The organism is Bifidobacterium pluvialisilvae (assembly GCF_019331695.1).
Classification (GTDB): domain Bacteria; phylum Actinomycetota; class Actinomycetes; order Actinomycetales; family Bifidobacteriaceae; genus Galliscardovia; species Galliscardovia pluvialisilvae.
Map to the genome: position 1 here is coordinate 1 of NZ_JAHBBI010000005.1, position 16,697 is coordinate 16,697.

15 protein-coding genes and 1 tRNA gene are annotated in these 16,697 nt (G+C 63.3%); 13 read left to right on the forward strand and 3 right to left on the reverse strand.

Going from position 1 to position 16,697, the window contains the following annotated elements:
* Positions 1-219 precede the first annotated feature (219 nt).
* Positions 220-310 (reverse strand) — tRNA-Leu (locus tag KIH77_RS05025).
* A 96-nt stretch (positions 311-406) separates the two neighbouring features.
* Here KIH77_RS05025 and KIH77_RS05030 point away from each other — a divergent pair.
* The 7 genes from KIH77_RS05030 to KIH77_RS05060 all read left to right on the forward strand — a co-directional run bounded on the left by KIH77_RS05030 (position 407) and on the right by KIH77_RS05060 (position 6,887).
* Positions 407-1,216, forward strand: coding sequence for a 16S rRNA (uracil(1498)-N(3))-methyltransferase (locus KIH77_RS05030; RefSeq protein ID WP_219100016.1), 810 nt, complete (start codon positions 407-409; stop codon positions 1,214-1,216).
* Positions 1,217-1,331: 115 nt separating this feature from the next.
* The gene (locus KIH77_RS05035) at positions 1,332-1,670 is read left to right on the forward strand and encodes a histidine triad nucleotide-binding protein (protein ID WP_219100017.1); all 339 of its coding nucleotides are present in this window, start codon (positions 1,332-1,334) and stop codon (positions 1,668-1,670) included.
* Between the two features lie 83 nt (positions 1,671-1,753).
* Entirely contained in the window at positions 1,754-2,884 is a 1,131-nt protein-coding gene (locus tag KIH77_RS05040) for a PhoH family protein (RefSeq protein WP_219100018.1), read from the forward strand.
* Positions 2,881-3,423: an rRNA maturation RNase YbeY gene (gene ybeY / locus KIH77_RS05045; RefSeq protein WP_219100019.1), complete on the forward strand. Its 543-nt coding sequence runs from the start codon at positions 2,881-2,883 to the stop codon at positions 3,421-3,423. Before KIH77_RS05040 ends, ybeY begins: the two co-directional genes overlap by 4 nt.
* Positions 3,420-4,790, forward strand: a complete 1,371-nt coding sequence (locus tag KIH77_RS05050; protein WP_219100020.1) for a hemolysin family protein — start codon at positions 3,420-3,422, stop codon at positions 4,788-4,790. Before ybeY ends, KIH77_RS05050 begins: the two co-directional genes overlap by 4 nt.
* Positions 4,791-4,830: 40 nt before the next feature.
* Positions 4,831-5,796 (forward strand): GTPase Era, encoded by a 966-nt coding sequence (gene era, locus KIH77_RS05055; protein WP_219100021.1) that lies wholly within the window; start codon positions 4,831-4,833, stop codon positions 5,794-5,796.
* Between the two features lie 59 nt (positions 5,797-5,855).
* The gene (locus tag KIH77_RS05060) at positions 5,856-6,887 is read left to right on the forward strand and encodes a Gfo/Idh/MocA family protein (protein ID WP_219100022.1); all 1,032 of its coding nucleotides are present in this window, start codon (positions 5,856-5,858) and stop codon (positions 6,885-6,887) included.
* A gap of 117 nt (positions 6,888-7,004) precedes the next feature.
* Here KIH77_RS05060 and KIH77_RS05065 read toward each other — a convergent pair whose 3' ends face one another.
* The gene (locus tag KIH77_RS05065; protein ID WP_372445366.1) at positions 7,005-8,942 is read right to left on the reverse strand and encodes an AMP-dependent synthetase/ligase; all 1,938 of its coding nucleotides are present in this window, start codon (positions 8,940-8,942) and stop codon (positions 7,005-7,007) included.
* A gap of 312 nt (positions 8,943-9,254) precedes the next feature.
* Between KIH77_RS05065 and KIH77_RS05070 the strand changes: the two genes are divergently transcribed.
* The 6 genes from KIH77_RS05070 (at position 9,255) to KIH77_RS05095 (ending at position 15,698) form a co-directional block, all read left to right on the forward strand.
* Positions 9,255-10,415: an NAD(P) transhydrogenase subunit alpha gene (locus tag KIH77_RS05070; protein ID WP_219100024.1), complete on the forward strand. Its 1,161-nt coding sequence runs from the start codon at positions 9,255-9,257 to the stop codon at positions 10,413-10,415.
* Between the two features lie 2 nt (positions 10,416-10,417).
* On the forward strand, positions 10,418-10,732 hold the full coding sequence (locus KIH77_RS05075) for an NAD(P) transhydrogenase subunit alpha part 2 (protein WP_100511285.1): 315 nt from the start codon (positions 10,418-10,420) through the stop codon (positions 10,730-10,732).
* Entirely contained in the window at positions 10,732-12,144 is a 1,413-nt protein-coding gene (locus tag KIH77_RS05080) for an NAD(P)(+) transhydrogenase (Re/Si-specific) subunit beta (protein ID WP_219100025.1), read from the forward strand. Before KIH77_RS05075 ends, KIH77_RS05080 begins: the two co-directional genes overlap by 1 nt.
* A gap of 375 nt (positions 12,145-12,519) precedes the next feature.
* The gene (locus tag KIH77_RS05085; RefSeq protein WP_219100026.1) at positions 12,520-13,503 is read left to right on the forward strand and encodes an EamA family transporter; all 984 of its coding nucleotides are present in this window, start codon (positions 12,520-12,522) and stop codon (positions 13,501-13,503) included.
* Between the two features lie 180 nt (positions 13,504-13,683).
* The gene (locus tag KIH77_RS05090; protein WP_236024487.1) at positions 13,684-14,313 is read left to right on the forward strand and encodes a 50S ribosomal protein L25/general stress protein Ctc; all 630 of its coding nucleotides are present in this window, start codon (positions 13,684-13,686) and stop codon (positions 14,311-14,313) included.
* Between the two features lie 257 nt (positions 14,314-14,570).
* Complete coding sequence (locus KIH77_RS05095) at positions 14,571-15,698, forward strand: branched-chain amino acid aminotransferase (protein ID WP_219100027.1); 1,128 nt, start codon at positions 14,571-14,573, stop codon at positions 15,696-15,698.
* A 138-nt stretch (positions 15,699-15,836) separates the two neighbouring features.
* Here the strand turns inward: KIH77_RS05095 and KIH77_RS05100 are convergent, their stop codons facing one another.
* Positions 15,837-16,628: a fructosamine kinase family protein gene (locus KIH77_RS05100; RefSeq protein WP_219100028.1), complete on the reverse strand. Its 792-nt coding sequence runs from the start codon at positions 16,626-16,628 to the stop codon at positions 15,837-15,839.
* Between the last annotated feature and the right edge of the window lie 69 nt (positions 16,629-16,697).

Below are 16,697 nucleotides of genomic sequence, written 5' to 3' on the forward strand. Positions count from 1 at the left end.
CGCACGGTTGTATAAAATAACCACTAGCACCTCAAGCTAGCGCGTCTACCATTCCGCCACCCGGACAGGTGCCGTGTTTGGCAACGAGATGGAACTATAGCATCATGGCAGGGGTATATGTCAAATCGGAATGTCATACGGCGTGTCGTCTTTGGTGCCGTGGGATTCGAAAAGATGGTGAGAATACAAGAAAACCCCTTGGAATCCAAGGGGTTTCGTTGGTGTCCGGAGCGGGACTTGAACCCGCACGGTTGTATAAAATAACCACTAGCACCTCAAGCTAGCGCGTCTACCATTCCGCCACCCGGACAGGTGCCGTGTTTGGCAACGAGATGGAACTATAGCATCATGGCAGGGGTATATGTCAAATCAGCACGTTATCCGGCGTGTCGTGTACGTTTGAGCCATGACTTTTCCGCTTTTCCTTATCGACCCCAGCAAGGACGAGACCCCGGTGAACAGCGACGAACGGCTGCATGACGGGTGGGTGATCACCGTGCCGGAGTATGTAGCACGGCATGCATTCAAATCGATGAGACTTGGCAAGGGCGAGAGGCTCTACCTCTCCGACGGCCGGGGTCTGCGCGTTCTCGCCACGGTGAGCGATCCGGGCAACCGTCAGGTCACCGTCGAGGAGGTCGGTCGTGATCCGGCGCCGGTGACGAGGCTCCAGCTGGTGCAGGCGCTTGCCAAGTCCGGTCGCGACGAACAGGCCATCGAGACCGCAACCGAAGTGGGCGTGGACTCAGTGGTCCCGTGGCAGGCCAACCGGTCCATCGTGCAATGGAAGGGCGGCAAAGAGGCCAAGGCCGCGGCCAAATGGAGGCAGATCCTCAACGCCGCCACCGAGCAGTCCCGTCGTACGTGGGCGCCCGAGCTGCAGCCGAAAACGAGCAGCAAGGGCATCGTCGAGATGTGCCTGCGTGCCGGCGTGCATGGCGACCTGGTCATCGTGCTGCATCAGGACGCGACCGATACGTGGGACTCCATCGAGGACAAGGTACGTGAGGTCTCGGAACGCTGCCTTGACGACGGGAAGCCGAGAACGATCAGCGTGGTGGTTGGGCCCGAGGGCGGCATCAGCGAGGAGGAGGTCTCCTCGTTCGTCGGGGCGGGGGCCTGCGCCGTGGTGCTCGGCGGCAACATCATGAGGGCGTCGAGCGCGGGGCCGGTCGCGCTGGCGCTGCTGTCACGGGTTCTCGGACGGTTCGCGTGAGCGCCCATCATGAACGTTGGGTGAACCGTGTTCCCCATGCGCGTGGTGCTCTTCGGATTATCCCAAGCGCGCAATAGCATGAACACCGTAAGCTACGTCATAAAGGAGCGACTTCATGAGCAAGGACAACGACTGCCTGTTCTGCAAGATCATCGCGGGGGACATCCCCAGTGAGAAGGTGTACGAGGACGACACCACCTATGCGTTCAAGGACATCAATCCCAAGGCGAAGGTGCATGTGCTCATCGTGCCGAAGAGCCATTACCCGAACGTCGCCGCCCTCGCCTCGCAGGACGCGGGGCAGCTCGCGCACATGGTCGGGGTGGCCCAGTCCATCGCCGACCGGGAGTTCCACGGTGAATACCGCCTGGTGTTCAACACCGGCAAGGACGCCGGCCAGACCGTCTTCCACGTGCACGCCCATGTGCTCACCGGCGAGGTGCTTGACGAATAGGTGCCGCCCCGGCCGGCGGATTGCCGGCCCCGGCCATTCCGACGTGTCCCAGACAATCGAACGGAAAGAGAAAACGACCTAACGTGGCCACAACAACACGTACCATCACCATCCCCTCGGAACTCAACCCCGTGGCGGTCCTCGGACCGGCCGACCAGGTGATTCGCGAGGTGGAGAGGGCCTTCCCCGAACTGACGATCATCGTCCGAGGCAACCGGGTCGCGATCATGTCGCGCTCAAAGCAGACGGAGTCCCAGGCCAACGACGCCGAGGAGATCATCGACACGATCATCCAGGCCGCGTACACGGCCCCGATGGATGCGGACACCGTGCGCAGGCTGCTGAGCACATCCCACTCCAGGGAGGGGCTGCAGAAGCGGATGCGCGAGCATGCATCCGTCCAGCGTCCGGGCGCCCGTCCGTCCGCCTCCCCGCGGAGGGACCCAGGTCCAGTCAAGGACGAACGCAAGCGCGTGCATATCCCCGGCGTGATCACCTTCGCGCTCGGCGTTCCGGTCCGACCGAAGACCCCGGGCCAGATAGCCTACGTCAACGCCATCGAGAAGCATACGATCACGTTCGCCATCGGCCCCGCCGGCACGGGAAAGACCTATCTGGCCGTGGCGAAGGCGGTACGGGCCTTCGAGGACGGCCGGGTGCGCAAGATCATCCTCACCAGGCCGGCCGTGGAGGCGGGGGAGAACCTCGGGTTCCTTCCCGGAACGCTGAGCGAGAAGGTGGATCCGTACCTGAGGCCGCTGTACGATGCGCTGTCCGACATGCTGGGCGCCGACCAGCTGCACCGTTATCTCGGCGACGGCACCATCGAGGTGGCGCCGCTCGCCTACATGCGAGGCCGTACGCTCAATGACGCCTACGTGATCCTCGACGAGGCCCAGAACACCACCGAGCAGCAGATGAAGATGTTCCTCACACGTCTTGGCTTCAACACCCGCATGATCATCACCGGCGACATCACCCAGGTCGACCTGACCGTGCCGAAGTCGGGCCTCGCCACCATCGAACGCGTGCTCGGGGACATCGACGACATCGCGTTCGTGCATCTCAAATCCGCCGACGTGGTGCGGCACGAGCTCGTCGGCCGCATCGTCGAGGCGTACGGCCGCTATGATGAACTGCGCAAGGAGCACGAGGAACGCCGGCGCCGCAGGCCGGCGGACGGACGTCGCCGTCAGGAGGATGAACACGCATGAGCGTCGAAGTGACCAACGAAACCCCATGGACCATCGAGCCGAAGACCTTCTCCGACCTCGGGGTGTGGGTCCTCGACCAGATGCGGGTCAGCACGCAGTCCGACTTGACAATACTGTTCAACGACCCGGCCTCCATGGCCCGTCTGCATGAGCGTTGGATGAACCTCGAGGGTCCCACGGACGTGATGAGCTTCCCCATGGACGAACTGCGCCCCGGCAACGGCAAGACGGTGCCGGAAGGGGTTCTGGGCGACATTGTCATCTGCCCGTATGTGGCCGCCGAGCAGGCCCGTGCCGCCGGACATTCCACCATCCAGGAGATGATGCTGCTCACCATCCACGGCATCCTGCATCTGTTGGGCTACGATCACACCACGCCCGCGGAGGAGCGTCAGATGTTCGGACTGCAGCGTCAGCTCCTGTTGACCTTCCTTGCGTTGCGTCCAGGCATCCTCGACGACGTGCGGCTGCCGGAGGGCTCGCCGGACCTGCTGGCCCGATATGAGGCCGAGCACCGCGGGGATGGCGACGAGTCATGATCGAGACGCTCATCCCGATGGTCGTTGCATTGGCCGTCGTCGCCCTGCTGCTGGTGTGGTTCTCGCTGGTGATGGCCTCCACCGAGGGCGCGGTCTCCCGCGTCACGCGCTCCAGCCTCAACAACCTGATTCTCGAAGTGCAGACGAACGGCGAAAGCCAGTTCAACAAGATGAAGCAGCTCGACCGCATCCATCGCGTGCAGCGGCTTGTTTCCGACCGCTTCGCCACATCGGGGTCGTGCGCGTTCTTCCGCATCGTGTGCAACATCCTCGACGGCGTTCTTGTCGCATGCATCTCGGATGCGCTCGGCGCCCCCATCTGGGTGACGTTGCTGTGCGGCATCGCGTTCGCGCTCGTCGTCGGCGTGGTGTCGATCCTGGTGCGGCCCCGCAGCGCCGGCGCCTCCATGCCCATACAGATCATGCTCAAGCATTCCCGCGCGGTCTCCATCGTCGTGGCGCTGACCCCGTTCGCACGGGTCAACGGCATCAACGCCTCCCGGCCGGGCAGGACCGAACTCTCCGACGACGAGGAGCTCGAGAAGATCCATCTCGAACAGGGCCGCGCCATGATCGACCGTCTCGTGGAGACCGACGACTTCGATCCGGAGATTTCCGAGATGCTGCGCAACGTGCTGACGTTGTCCGAGACGTTGACGCGCGAAATCATGGTGCCGCGCACCGACATGATCTGCATCGGCAAGGACGAACCGCTCGGCAGCGTGCTGAAGATGTTCTCCCGGTCGGGATTCTCGAGGGTCCCCATCATCGGCGACTCGGTCGACGACCTCGTCGGCATCGCCTATCTCAAGGACGCGGTGAGGGCCGTCGCGTTCAATCCCGCCGCGGGGTCGCGTCCGGTCTCCTCGATCAGCCGTGACCCGCTGCTGGTTCCGGAATCCAAGCCCGTCGACGACCTGTTCCACCAGATGCAGCGCCAGCGCCAGCATGTGGCCGTCGTCGTCGACGAATACGGCGGCATCGCCGGTCTCGTGACCATCGAGGACGCCATCGAGCAGATCGTCGGCGAGCTGGAGGACGAGCACGATCGCACCCAGAAGGCCGAGCCCGCGGAGGTCGCCCCCGGCAAGTGGCGTTTCCCCGCACGCTCGTCCATCGCCGACGTCGAGGAGATCTTCGAGATCAGCCTCGACGAGGACGATGTCGACACCGTCTACGGACTGCTCACCAAGGTGCTGGGCAAGGTGCCCTTGGTCGGCTCCCATGCGGTCACTCACGGACTGCGCCTCACGGCGGTCGATTCAGCCGGTAGGAGGAAGAAGGTGTCCACCATCCTCGTCGAGTTGGCCTCCGCTGCTGAAACGGATCGTGACGACTCCGACGAGGAACGGGATGCCGACGGCTGACCTGAGGATTTCACCAGCCCTCACGGTACAGTAGTGTCTTATGCAAGATGCTCAAGACGCCTACAAATCCGGTTTCATCGCCGTCGTCGGACGGCCCAACGTCGGCAAGTCGACGCTCATCAACGCGTTGATCGGCTCCCACGTCGCCATTACGTCCTCGCGTCCGGAGACGACGCGAAAGGCAATCCGCGGCGTGCTCACCACCGACCATGCGCAGATCGTGTTGGTCGACACCCCCGGCATCCACCGTCCCCGCACATTGCTCGGACAGCGTCTGAACGACATCGTCGATGAATCGCTGTCCGAGGTGGACGCCATCGCGTTCCTTCTGCCCGCCGACCAGGAGATCGGCCCCGGCGACCGGCGCATCCTCAGCAGGCTCCGCAGCCAGTTCGCCACGAAGAGCGACGACGGTTCGTTCTCATGGAAGGTGCCGCTCATCGCCGTGGTCACCAAGATCGACGAACTCAACCGCACCCAGCTTGTCGACAAGCTCATCGAGATCAACGAGTTCGCCGGATTCTCCGATATCGTGCCCGTGTCCGCACTGGAACACGACAACCTCGACGAGGCCCGCAAGCTGTTCATCGACGCCATGCCCGAGGGACCTCAGATGTATCCCGAGGACCAGATCAGCGAGGAGAAGCCGGAGGAGGCCATAGCGGAGCTCATCCGCGGTGCGTTCCTCGAGGAGCTCGACGATGAGCTGCCCCATTCGCTCGCCGTCGTGGTCGATGACATTGTCTACCCGGACGAGGTCGAGACCGAGGAGGAACACGAAGGGCCGAAGCCCAAGGTGCAGGTGCTGGTCTCCGTCTATGTGGAGCGTGACTCGCAGAAGCCCATCATCATCGGGCGCAAGGCCGAGCATTTGGTGCGGGTGAAGAAACGGCTGCGCACTCCCGTCAACCGCATCGTCGGCGCGAAGGCGAAGCTCGACATGCACGTCAAGGTGGCGCGTGAATGGCAGTCCGACCCCAAGAAGCTCGATCGACTCGGTTTCTGACCGGCCGCCCGTTCTATCCGGCGGCTTGTGTCGTCCGGGGCCGAGAGAAAGGATGAATTATGAGCAGACGCAACGGCACGCATGCCGGCACGGTGAACGTCGCGATACTCGGATGCGGCAGGATAGCGCATCATATGGCGCAGACGTTGCGTGGCATGGCCGACGACGAACGGTATTCCGACCTCGTGCGCCCCTATGCCGTGGCGACGAGGGCCGACGCGGACCGTGCGGCGCGGTTTGCGGACCGGTACGGGTTCGACAAGGCGTACGGCAGCTACGAGGCCATGCTCGCCGACCCGGAGATCGATCTGGTGTACATCGCCACACCACACGCATTGCACGCCAACCATGCCATCGCATGCATGATGGCCGGCAAGAACGTGTTGGTGGAGAAATCGTTCACCGCGAACGAGGAGCAGGCGAGGAAGGTGCTGGCCGTAGCCTCGCAGACCCGGCTGCTCTGCACCGAGGCCATCTGGACGCGGTACATGCCCAGCCGCCAGATCATTCTCGACGCGTTGGAATCGGGCGTGATCGGCACACCGAAGCAGGTCTACGCCAACCTCTCATACCCTGTGTCGGGCAAGGCGCGTATGACCGATCCGGCCATGGCCGGAGGCGCGTTGCTCGACGTCGGCGTCTACCCCATCAACTTCGTCGCCATGGCGTTCCCCGATGCACGGCCCGAACGGGTGACCACCAGCTGCGTGTTCACCGATGGGGGAGTGGACGAACAGTTCTCCGCCACCTTCTGGCTGGACAACGACGTGGCGGCCACCATCGACTCGTCCATGGTGACGGTCGGCAGCCGTCAGGGCATCATCCAGGGCGACGAAGGCTACCTCATCGTGGAGAACATCAACAATCCGGAACGCATCGACGTATTTGACGCCGACCACCGACGCACCGGCACGATATCGGTCCCCGAACAGATAACCGGATACGAGTACCAGGTCGTCAGCGCCGCCAGGGCGATTCTCGACGGTGCCGTCCAATGCGAGGAGATGCCGCATGAGGAGACGCTGCGCATCATGCGCATCATGGACTCCCTTCGTGCGCAATGGGGCGAGGTCTATCCGTTCGAACATTGAGAACAGCCATATACATATACAACTGGCTGTCATATGAAAGAAGTCCCCTCCGCCATATAGTGGTGAGGGGACTTCTTCGTGTCGCGTTTACGGAATCAGGACCGCCGGTCTTTGCCGTCAGGACCTCTTGCGCGGCGTATACATCTGCGTATCGAGCAGCGTCGCATACCGGGCGATGACCTTCGGCCTGATCACCTTCATCGATGCGGTCATCAGCCCATTCGCCTGCGTGAACTCCTCGGGCAAAACGATGAACTTGCGCACCGATTCGGCCCGGGAGACGCCTTCGTTCGCCAGATCGACGAACTTCTGGATCTCCGCGCGCACCGCGGCGTTGTTCGCGGCGTCCTCCATCGACATCTCACGGTCGAGGCCCTTGGACTCCAGCCACGGACGCAGCGACTCCTCATCCAGGGTGATGAGCGCGGAGATGAACGGTCGCTTGTCGCCAAGCACCAGCGCCTGCGAGACGATCTCGCAACGCTGGATGACCTCCTCGATCGGACCGGGGGAGACGTTCTTGCCGCCTGCGGTGATGATGAGGTCCTTCTTGCGGCCGGTGATGTAGAGGAAGCCGTTGGCGTCGAGACGTCCCAGATCGCCTGTGGCGAACCAACCGTCCTCGGTGAACGACGTTCTCGTGGCCTCCTCGTTCTTGTGGTAGCGGTGGAACACCGAAACACCCTTGATCTGAATCTCGCCGTCCTCGGCGATACGCAGCGTGAAACCGGGGAACGGAATGCCGACGGAACCCTGACGGAACGGCACGCCCAGCGGGTTGAACGCGCAGGGGGCGGTCGTCTCCGTGGCGCCGTACCCCTCGTACACCGGCACCTTGGCGCCGCGGAAGAACGCGAGCAGCTCAGGGTCGAGCGGGGCGCCGCCGGAGACGATCCACTGGGCACGGCCACCCAGCACGTCACGCAGCGACTTGTACACGATGGGGTCGAAGGAGGCGCGGCGAGCGCTGACCAACGCCCCCGCCTTGCCCTTCTCGGCCACCTCCTTCATGTAGTCCTGCGCCGCGGTGACGGCGGCGGCGAACACGAGGCCCTTGGCGCCATGACCGGCTTTCTGGGAGGCGGCGTTATACACCTTCTCCAACACACGAGGCACCACGATCATCACCGATGGCCTGGCGACCTGCAGATCGCCGATCAGCGTCTTGATGCCCTGGGCGATGTAGACGTGCAGGGAGCTTGCCACCACGATGTAGTTGATGGCGCGGGCGAAGGAGTGCGCCTGCGGCAGGAACAGCAGGATGGTGTTCTGTTCGTCATGCAGCAGGTCGGGCATGTAGTCGCGCAGGTTGAACGCGTCCGCGCAGTAATGCTCATGCGTCATCTCCACGCCCTTCGGGGCCGCCGTGGAGCCGGACGTGTACACGATGGAACACAGGTCGGTCTTCTTCACGGAGTCGATGCGCTCATCAAGCGTGGCGTCCGAGACCGACGCCCCGTATGCCTGGATCTCGTCGAGGCCGCCCGTCTCGAGACAGACGATGTGCTCGACGGTAGGGCATTGGGACAGCACGTTCTCGGCCTCGGCTCGCATGGCCGTGGTCTCCACAATCAACAGGCGTGCGTCGGAATTGTTGGCGATGTTGCGGATCTGCTCGCCCGAATCGGTGTCGTAGATGGTGGCGAGCACACCGCCGCAGGCCATGATCGCCGCATCCACAATGTTCCATTCGTAGCTGGTGCGGCACATGAACGCCACCGCGTCGCCCTTTTTCAGACCGTAATGCAGCAGACCCTTGGCGGTGATGCGGATGTCGGCGAGCGTTTCGTCCGCCGTCTTTGTCATCCATTCGCCGTCCCTTTTGAACGTGTACAGGGGCTTGTCGCCCATGCGCTGTGCACGGTCCGCGTAGATGTCGTAGATGCTGGTGCCCTCGTCAAGCGGGGGATTGCCATCGGTGCGCGACGTCAGCAGACCGTCGTCCATATACGTCGTGGTGGGGTAGTCGGGGCCCCAGTAGTCCACGTGGGGAAGATCGTCCGGCGAGACGGGGTCGTGCGCCGGAGGGTTGTCGGGAAGACCGTCGTCGTTCAGATCGTCGCTGCCGGGGTAGTCCAGATAGTTTCGTCCAAGATTGGAGGCGCGATGCGCCGCCGTGGCCACTGCGTTTTTTACGGAACCGATAAGACCCACGAGTTCTCCTTCATTCAATAGTCCTATCGCACTCTAGTAGCAGGGCCTCCCGTTACGCTACCGTAGGCGCGGACGGCGATGTCGATGCCGCCCTCTCGTCGGATGCGTATCGCGCCGTGACTGATTGTTGCCATTTGTTGACTTTGATATAGACTTGACGGGGCGCCGTGATCGTTGCGACGTCTTTACAAAAAAATTACGAGGGAGGACCAGGTGGCGGAAGATACGCAATCGACCATCACTTATGGAATTTTCAATGAGACCGCCGAGCATGAGTCTCGCGTGGCGCTCACCCCGGATATCGTCAAACGACTCAAGCGTTCCGCCGTTGATTGCGTCATCGAGCGCAACGCAGGGCATGCCGCCGGATTCAGCGACGAAGACTACATCAAGGCAGGAGCCAAGGTCGTATCCAAGGACGAGGTCATTGCGCAGTCGCAGGCCTTCGGATTCGTAGAACGCCCGGACGACGACCTCGTCGCCCGTCTGCCCAAGGGATCCTGGGTCATCGGTATGCTCGGGTCGTTCACCGACCAGGAGTATGTGGACCGTCTTGACAAGGCCGGACTGGTCGGCGTCGGCATCGAGAAGCTGCCCCGCCAGCTCAGCTCCGCACAGTCCATGGACGAGATGACCAGCCAGAACTCCGTCATGGGCTACAAGGCCGTGCTCAAGGCCGCCGACGCCTACGGCTCGTTCTTCCCCATGATGACCACCGCCGCCGGCACCATCCGCCCGGCGAAGGTGCTCATCCTGGGCGCCGGCATCGCCGGACTCCAGGCCATCGGCACCGCACGCCGACTCGGCGCCGTCGTCACCGCGTATGACGTGCGTCCCGCCGCCAAGGGCGAGGTCGAATCCCTTGGTGCCAAGTTCCTCGAGCTCGGCCTCGACTTCTCCAAGGGGCAGGGCGAAGGCGGCTACGCCCGCCAGCTCACCGCCGAGGAGCAGGCTGCACAGCAGGTCGCCGTCGACAAGAAGGCCGCCGAATTCGACATCGTCATCACCACCGCCAAGGTCCCCGGACGCAAGCCCCCGATGCTGCTCACTCAGGCCGGCGTCGACGGCCTGCACCGAGGCGCCGTGATCGTCGACTGCGCCGCCAGCGACCTCGGCGGCAACGTGGCCGGCTCCAAGCCCAACCAGACCATCGTCACCGACAACGGCGTCCAGCTCATCGGAGCCCCCGATCTCGCCAGCGGCGTCGCCACCACCGCATCCAACCTGCTCGCCCGCAACGTCGCCGACGTGCTCGCCCACTTCGTCAACGACGGCAAGCTCGCCATGGACCTCACCGAGGAACTCGACAACGCGCTCATCGTCGCCGGCCGTGTCGAAACGCCGGCCACGGCCATAGAAGAAGAGGAGAAGTGATCATGCCCGATCTCGTCGTTTCGATCACCCTGTTCGTCCTCGCCCTGCTCATCGGCATCGAGGTCATCGGCAAAGTGCCGGCGACCCTCCACACGCCGCTGATGTCGGGCGCCAACTCCATCCACGGCATCGTCATCGTCGGCGTCGTCATCGTCGCCGCCGAGGCGCAGACCCCGCTCGCCTACGTGTTCATCTTCCTCGCCGCCGTGCTGGGAACCATGAACGTCGTCGGCGGCTACGTGGTCACCGACCGCATGCTGGAGATGTTCAAGAGCTCAAAGCCCTCCAAGAAGGACCAGAAGGAAGGCGATAAGTAATGACCGCAACCCCCATCGATATCGTCGCATGGTTCGTGTACCTGCTGGCCGCCGTCATGTTCGTCATGGGCCTGCACTTCATGAACTCTCCGAAGACCGCGCGTAAGGGCAACCAGATCTCGGCCACCGGCATGGTGTTCGCCGTCATCATGGCGTTCGTCCACCTCTTCGTCAAGGGCTTCATCTCCACCACCGCGGTCATCGTGCTCGTCGTCGGCATCCTCATCGGCGCCGTCGCCGGCGTCGTCTCCGCCAAGAAGGTCAAGATGACCGACATGCCGCAGCTCGTCTCCGTGTTCAACACGGTCGGCGGCGGCGCGGCGGCGCTCGTCGCGCTCAACGACATCCTCACCAACGAGGAGCTCCCCACCCTCGTCGTGCTCATCACCGCCGGCCTCGGCATCATGATCGGCTCCGTCACCTTCACCGGCTCGCTCATCGCCGCCGGCAAGCTCCAGGGCATCAAATTCGTCAAGAACCTGAAACTGCCCGGCAAGAGCTTCTGGAATGTGGTCTTCATCATCCTCACCATCGCCGCGTTCGTCATGCTGTGCGTCCAGCCCGAACAACGCCTCCTGTGGTCCGTCCTGACCACCGTGTTCGCCCTGTGCTACGGCCTCGTGTTCGTCATCCCGATCGGCGGTGCCGACATGCCCGTCGTCATCTCCGTGCTCAACGCCTGCACCGGCACCGCCGTCGCCATGTCCGGCCTTGCCATCGACAACGTGGCCCTCATCGTCGCCGGCGCCCTCGTCGGCGCGGCCGGCGTCACCCTGTCCATCCTCATGGCCCAGGCCATGAACCGCCCGCTGCTCTCCGTCCTCGCCGGCGGATTCGGCGGCGACAACGCCGCAGGCGGCGACGACGGCGTGACCGGCACCATGAAGGAGACCTCCGCCGACGACGTGGCCGTCCAGCTCGTCTACGCGCAGAAGGTCATCTTCGTCCCCGGCTTCGGCCTCGCCATGGCCCAGGCCCAGCGCGAACTCGCCGACCTCGGCGAACTGCTCAAGAGCCGCGGCGTCGAAGTCGCCTACGCCATCCACCCCGTCGCCGGCCGCATGCCCGGACACATGAACGTGCTCCTCGCCGAAGCCAACGTCCCCTACGAGGAACTCGTCGACCTCGACGACATCAACCCGCAGTTCCCCACCGCCACCATCTCCCTCGTCGTCGGCGCCAACGACGTCACCAACCCCGCCGCCCGCCGCCCCGGCACCCCCGTCTCCGGCATGCCCATCCTCGACGTCGACAAATCCCAGAACGTCGTCGTCATCAAGCGCGGCCGCGGCAAAGGCTACGCCGGCATCGAAAACGAACTCTACTTCAACGACAACACGCAGATGCTGTTCGGCGACGCGAAGAAGGAGTTGCAGGCCATCATCGCCTCCGTCAAGGAATTGATTGCGTGACGGAGCGTCTTCGTCGTTGCAGAAGGCTCGACGTACCGTCGTACGCCTTCGCCTTCTGCGCCTAAAAGCCGCACGCGTCACGTGACCAATTCGAGCTCATCGCATAACGGAGTGTTTTCCGCGTTGCGGAGCACTCGACGTACCTTGGTACGCCTTCGCGCTCCGCGCCTTGAAACCACACGCGTTATGTGATTTGCTCGGATAAACTCGGATAAAGAGGGGCGATTCGTCCGATTCGATCGCGCCGTGGAATCCCCATGCATGGATTCCACGGCGCGATCGTATATGCAAATGTGACCGCATTGCATACAAATCATGGAACATCGGCGTTCCCCGGTTTACATGCCGGAAACATGACGATACGCTTACGTCCTTGTGAGGAAGATAGTGTATAAAACGTTGGAGAAGACGCCGGCCGTCGTGATCGTCGCCATCGAGGGCATGCTCATGTATCTCGCCACCGGCGTGGCCAAAAGCGTCTTCACCCAGATCAACCCGCTGTGTGCGGCCTGGTACCGGTTCGGATTCCTCGCCGTCATGATGCTGGCATGGCGCAGGCCGTGGCGCAGAAGCGTACGGCATACGCTTCCCCATACCCGAAGGGATTGGCTCATCACCGCGGGCTGTGGCCTCGCCATCGTGGCCATGAACACCATGTTCTACCTGGCCATCAGCGAAATGAACATGGGTATGGCCGTCGCCATCGAATTCATCGGCCCGCTTGGCGTCGCCGTCATCAGCGGCCGTGACTGGCGCGAGCGCGTCGGCGTCGCCATCGCCGCGCTGGGCGTCGTCCTGCTCGCCGGCGTATCCATCTCCTCGCCCGACGGCGGACACTTTCTGATTGGGCTTGCGGCCATCCTCATCGGCGGGACGATGTGGGGCGTCTATATCATCTTGGGACGCAGGGTGGCCCATGCCGGCAACCCCCTCAACCGGCTTTCCGCGGCCATGTGCATCGGATTCGCCGTCCAATCGCTGTTCCTCGCCGTCCCCGCCGTACGGGGCCTGTTCATGCCGCCCGCCACCGCCACATGGCTGGCCGCAGATGGCACGTGGGGCATCGTCCGCCTGTTGCTGCTCATGTTCGTGGTGTCGGTATGCAGTTCGTTCTTCCCCTACGTCATCGACCAGGTGGTCATGCGCAAGACCACGCCCGGCACGTTCTCGGTCATGCAGTCCATGTATCCGGCCGTGGCTGTGGCCGTGGGGCTGATGTTCGGCGAGCTTCCCGGCGTATGGGAGCTGATCGGCGTCGGTTGCGTCATGCTCGCCGTCGTCGTCACGTTCTCCAGCGACGAACACGCCTCCAATCGCAGCCATCTCGACCTGCAGTCCTCCATGGACACGGCGGCGTGACAAACCACGTTTTCCGTGCTATATTTATCGACTGTTGTCTTGGCGAGGGAAGGCGAATGCGTTTCGCGCTTCCGTAATCGACTCGACGTATGGTTCTCCGTTCACGGTGTTCTCTACGGCGCGTCGATGCGCCAAGACGAAAAGACGAATTACCGATTGTTCTGATTCAAGGAGAACATCATGGCAGATATCACTCTCGAAGGCGCCGTCCGCACCGAGTTCGGCAAGGGCGCTGCCCGCCGTATGCGCGTCGCCAAGCTGGTTCCCGCCACCGTGTACGCCGGCGGCGAGCAGCCCACCTTCCTGCAGCTCCCGATGAAGGAGACCACCAACGCCCTGCGTCGCACCAACGCCCTGTTCGAGCTGAAGTTCGGCGAGGACTCCAAGCTCGCCGTCGTCAAGGACGTGCAGCGCAACCCCGTCAAGCAGCAGATTGAGCACGTCGACTTCTACGAGGTGCGCGCCGGCGAGAAGATCGAGGTCGAGGTCCCGGTCTTCGTCGAAGGCACCCCGAAGGGCGCCGCCGTCGCGTTCGTCGACGTCCAGGAGCTCAAGGTTCGCGCCGACGTCGCCAACCTGCCCGAGCGTATCACCATCAGCGTGGAAGGCCTCGTGGACGGCACCAAGGTGCTGGCCAAGGACGTCGTCCTGCCCGAGGGCGTCGAGCTCATCCACGATGATCCGGAAGAGTCCGTCGTCACCGTCGAGGTTCCTGAGGACGCCTCCGAGACCACTGCTCCGGCTGCTCCGGCCGCCGACGCCGCTGCTCCGGCCGCCGACGCCGCAGCCGCCGATGCCGACGCCAAGTGAGTGACGCCTCCTTTCCGATAGGACGCTGAACCCCGGCCGCAAGGCCGCTCAGGCAAAGAGCCCACCTCGTGTGGGCTCTTTGCATTGCCGATGGCGCGGCATAGGGTTTCCCGTCGAGGCGCTTTCATAATGTGAACTTTCTCCATGGTGAGTAATCCCCATGTGAGAAAGTGTTATTCAGTCCGGTGCCAGAAGCACCGACCCCATACCCGCAGCCGGCCGGATTCCGACCGGCAATGGAATAAAAGAAGCTGAGAATGACAGAAAATACTCATCACGATCCGGCGGCCCTGTCCAAGCTGGCAGACGCCTTCACCGTACTGCCCAACGAGAACCCGGCCTCCGACGCCAAGCGTCAGGAGCTCATCGACAAGCCGGCGTTCGGTCAGGTCTTCTCCGACAACATGACCCACATGACCTGGACCAAGGGAGAGGGATGGTCGGATCGTCGCGTCGAGCCGTACGCCCCGCTCAAGATGGATCCGGGTGCTTCCGTGCTGCATTACGCGCAGGAGTGCTTCGAGGGTCTTAAGGCATACCATCACGCCGACGGTTCCGTCTGGCTGTTCCGCCCGGACGCCAACGCCGAGCGCTTCCAGAACTCCGCCAAGCGCCTGTACCTGCCGGAGCTGTCCATCGACGACTTCCTTGGATCTGTGGCCGCGCTCGTCAAGCGTGATTCCGCATGGGTGCCGACCCGTCGCGAGTACACGCTGTACATGCGTCCGTTCATGTTCGCCTCCGAGCCGTTCCTCGGCGTGCGCGCCCCGCACGAGGTCGACTACTGCGTGATCGCATCCCCGTCCGGCCCGTACTTCCCGGGCGGCGTCAAGCCCGTGAACATCTGGGTGGAGGACAAGTGGTTCCGCACCGGCCCTGGCGGCACCGGCTTCGCCAAGTGCGGTGGCAACTACGCCGCCTCCCTGCTCGGCGAATACACCGGCATCGAGAACGGCTGCCAGCAGGTGTGCTTCGTCGACGCCGCCACCAAGACCTACCTCGAGGAGCTCGGCGGCATGAACATGATGGCCGTGCACAAGGACGGCCACGTGGAGACCCCGTCCCTGACCGGCAACATCCTGCCCGGTGTCACCCGTCGTTCGCTCATCCAGCTGCTGCAGGACAAGGGCCACGACGTCGTCGAGACCATGATCGCCCTCGACCAGCTGCTTGAGGATATCAAGTCCGGCGAGGTCACCGAGGTGTTCGCCTGCGGTACCGCCGCCATCATCACCCCGATCGGCCGCTTCAAGTCCGAAAAGTTCGACGTGACCGTCGCGGACGGCAACTCCGGCAAGCTCACCGTTGACCTGCGCAACGAACTGCTCGGCATCCAGCTCGGCGAGATCGAGGACCCGCACAACTGGATGTGGAAGGTCTGCTGAGACCGGAATCCGGGTCGGTTCCTCCGATACAGTGCGATAGGAAGGCCGTACGAATCCTTGAAAAACGAGGACTCGTACGGCCTTTTCCTTTTCGTCCAACACTGTATTCATAAGACATCATGTTGAACGGTGATGGTGTCAGCGCAGCAGGGAGCGGCACATGGCGCGGAACTGGCTGACGTAGCCTCCGCCGAAGAACACGCAGTGTCCGGCGATGGGGTAGAGCTGCCAGAGGGTGTATCGCGCCTCGAAGCCCTTCTTCAACGGGTGGGCCGACTGGTAGCCCTCCATGATTCGGTCAAGATACGACATGCCGAACAGATGCAGCATCGCCAGATCCTCTTCACGGTGTCCGCCATGCGCGGCGGGGTCGATGAGCACGGCCTGGGTCTGGCCTTCGTCACCGGTCCACATCACGTTGCCGCCCCACAGGTCACCATGGATGCGCGCTGGCTTGTCGGCCGCCGCCGGTCCCATGAGTTCGGGCAGCGCGTCTACGACCTCCTGCGTCATGTCGAGATCGCGCTGATCGAGTTCGCGCCGCTGCACGCCGAGACGGACCATAGGCAGAAGACGTCCCTGACCGTAGTATGTGGCGGCGTCGGTCCATTCCCCTGTGTCCATCGGCGCCGGATCCTGCAGGGGGCCGAAGTAACAGGTGCCCGTGTATCCGGCGGGAGGCGCCCCGAAGCAGGGCGCGCCCATGTCGTGCATATGGGCCAGTGCGGCGCCGAACTCATAGGCCGCCTTGGGGGTGGGGGAGGAGGCGTCCACGCGTTCGATGTCGAGGTAGTCGTCGCCCCAGTCATACACGTCCACCACGCGCGGTCCGCCATGCTCCATGGCCTCGCCAAGCCACCGCAGGCCCCGTCCCTCGCATTCGAAGAAACCCGCGGGGGCCCACCGTCGACTTTTCCGATATGTGGCCATCTTGTGCTCCTTTCCGTAAGCCAAGCCCATCGTAATGTGACCATTGAACGAAATATGATATGTCCTTGA

Excerpts from the sequence above, each read along its gene's own strand:
- KIH77_RS05080 (WP_219100025.1), top strand. The coding sequence starts at position 10,732 with ATGACCGCAACCCCCATCGATATCGTCGCATGGTTCGTGTACCTGCTG.
- KIH77_RS05050 (WP_219100020.1), top strand. The coding sequence starts at position 3,420 with ATGATCGAGACGCTCATCCCGATGGTCGTTGCATTGGCCGTCGTCGCC.
- KIH77_RS05030 (WP_219100016.1), top strand. The coding sequence starts at position 407 with ATGACTTTTCCGCTTTTCCTTATCGACCCCAGCAAGGACGAGACCCCG.
- era (WP_219100021.1), top strand. The coding sequence starts at position 4,831 with ATGCAAGATGCTCAAGACGCCTACAAATCCGGTTTCATCGCCGTCGTC.
- KIH77_RS05035 (WP_219100017.1), top strand. The coding sequence starts at position 1,332 with ATGAGCAAGGACAACGACTGCCTGTTCTGCAAGATCATCGCGGGGGAC.
- KIH77_RS05075 (WP_100511285.1), top strand. The coding sequence starts at position 10,418 with ATGCCCGATCTCGTCGTTTCGATCACCCTGTTCGTCCTCGCCCTGCTC.
- KIH77_RS05095 (WP_219100027.1), top strand. The coding sequence starts at position 14,571 with ATGACAGAAAATACTCATCACGATCCGGCGGCCCTGTCCAAGCTGGCA.
- KIH77_RS05090 (WP_236024487.1), top strand. The coding sequence starts at position 13,684 with ATGGCAGATATCACTCTCGAAGGCGCCGTCCGCACCGAGTTCGGCAAG.
- KIH77_RS05100 (WP_219100028.1), bottom strand. The coding sequence starts at position 16,628 with ATGGCCACATATCGGAAAAGTCGACGGTGGGCCCCCGCGGGTTTCTTC.
- ybeY (WP_219100019.1), top strand. The coding sequence starts at position 2,881 with ATGAGCGTCGAAGTGACCAACGAAACCCCATGGACCATCGAGCCGAAG.
- KIH77_RS05060 (WP_219100022.1), top strand. The coding sequence starts at position 5,856 with ATGAGCAGACGCAACGGCACGCATGCCGGCACGGTGAACGTCGCGATA.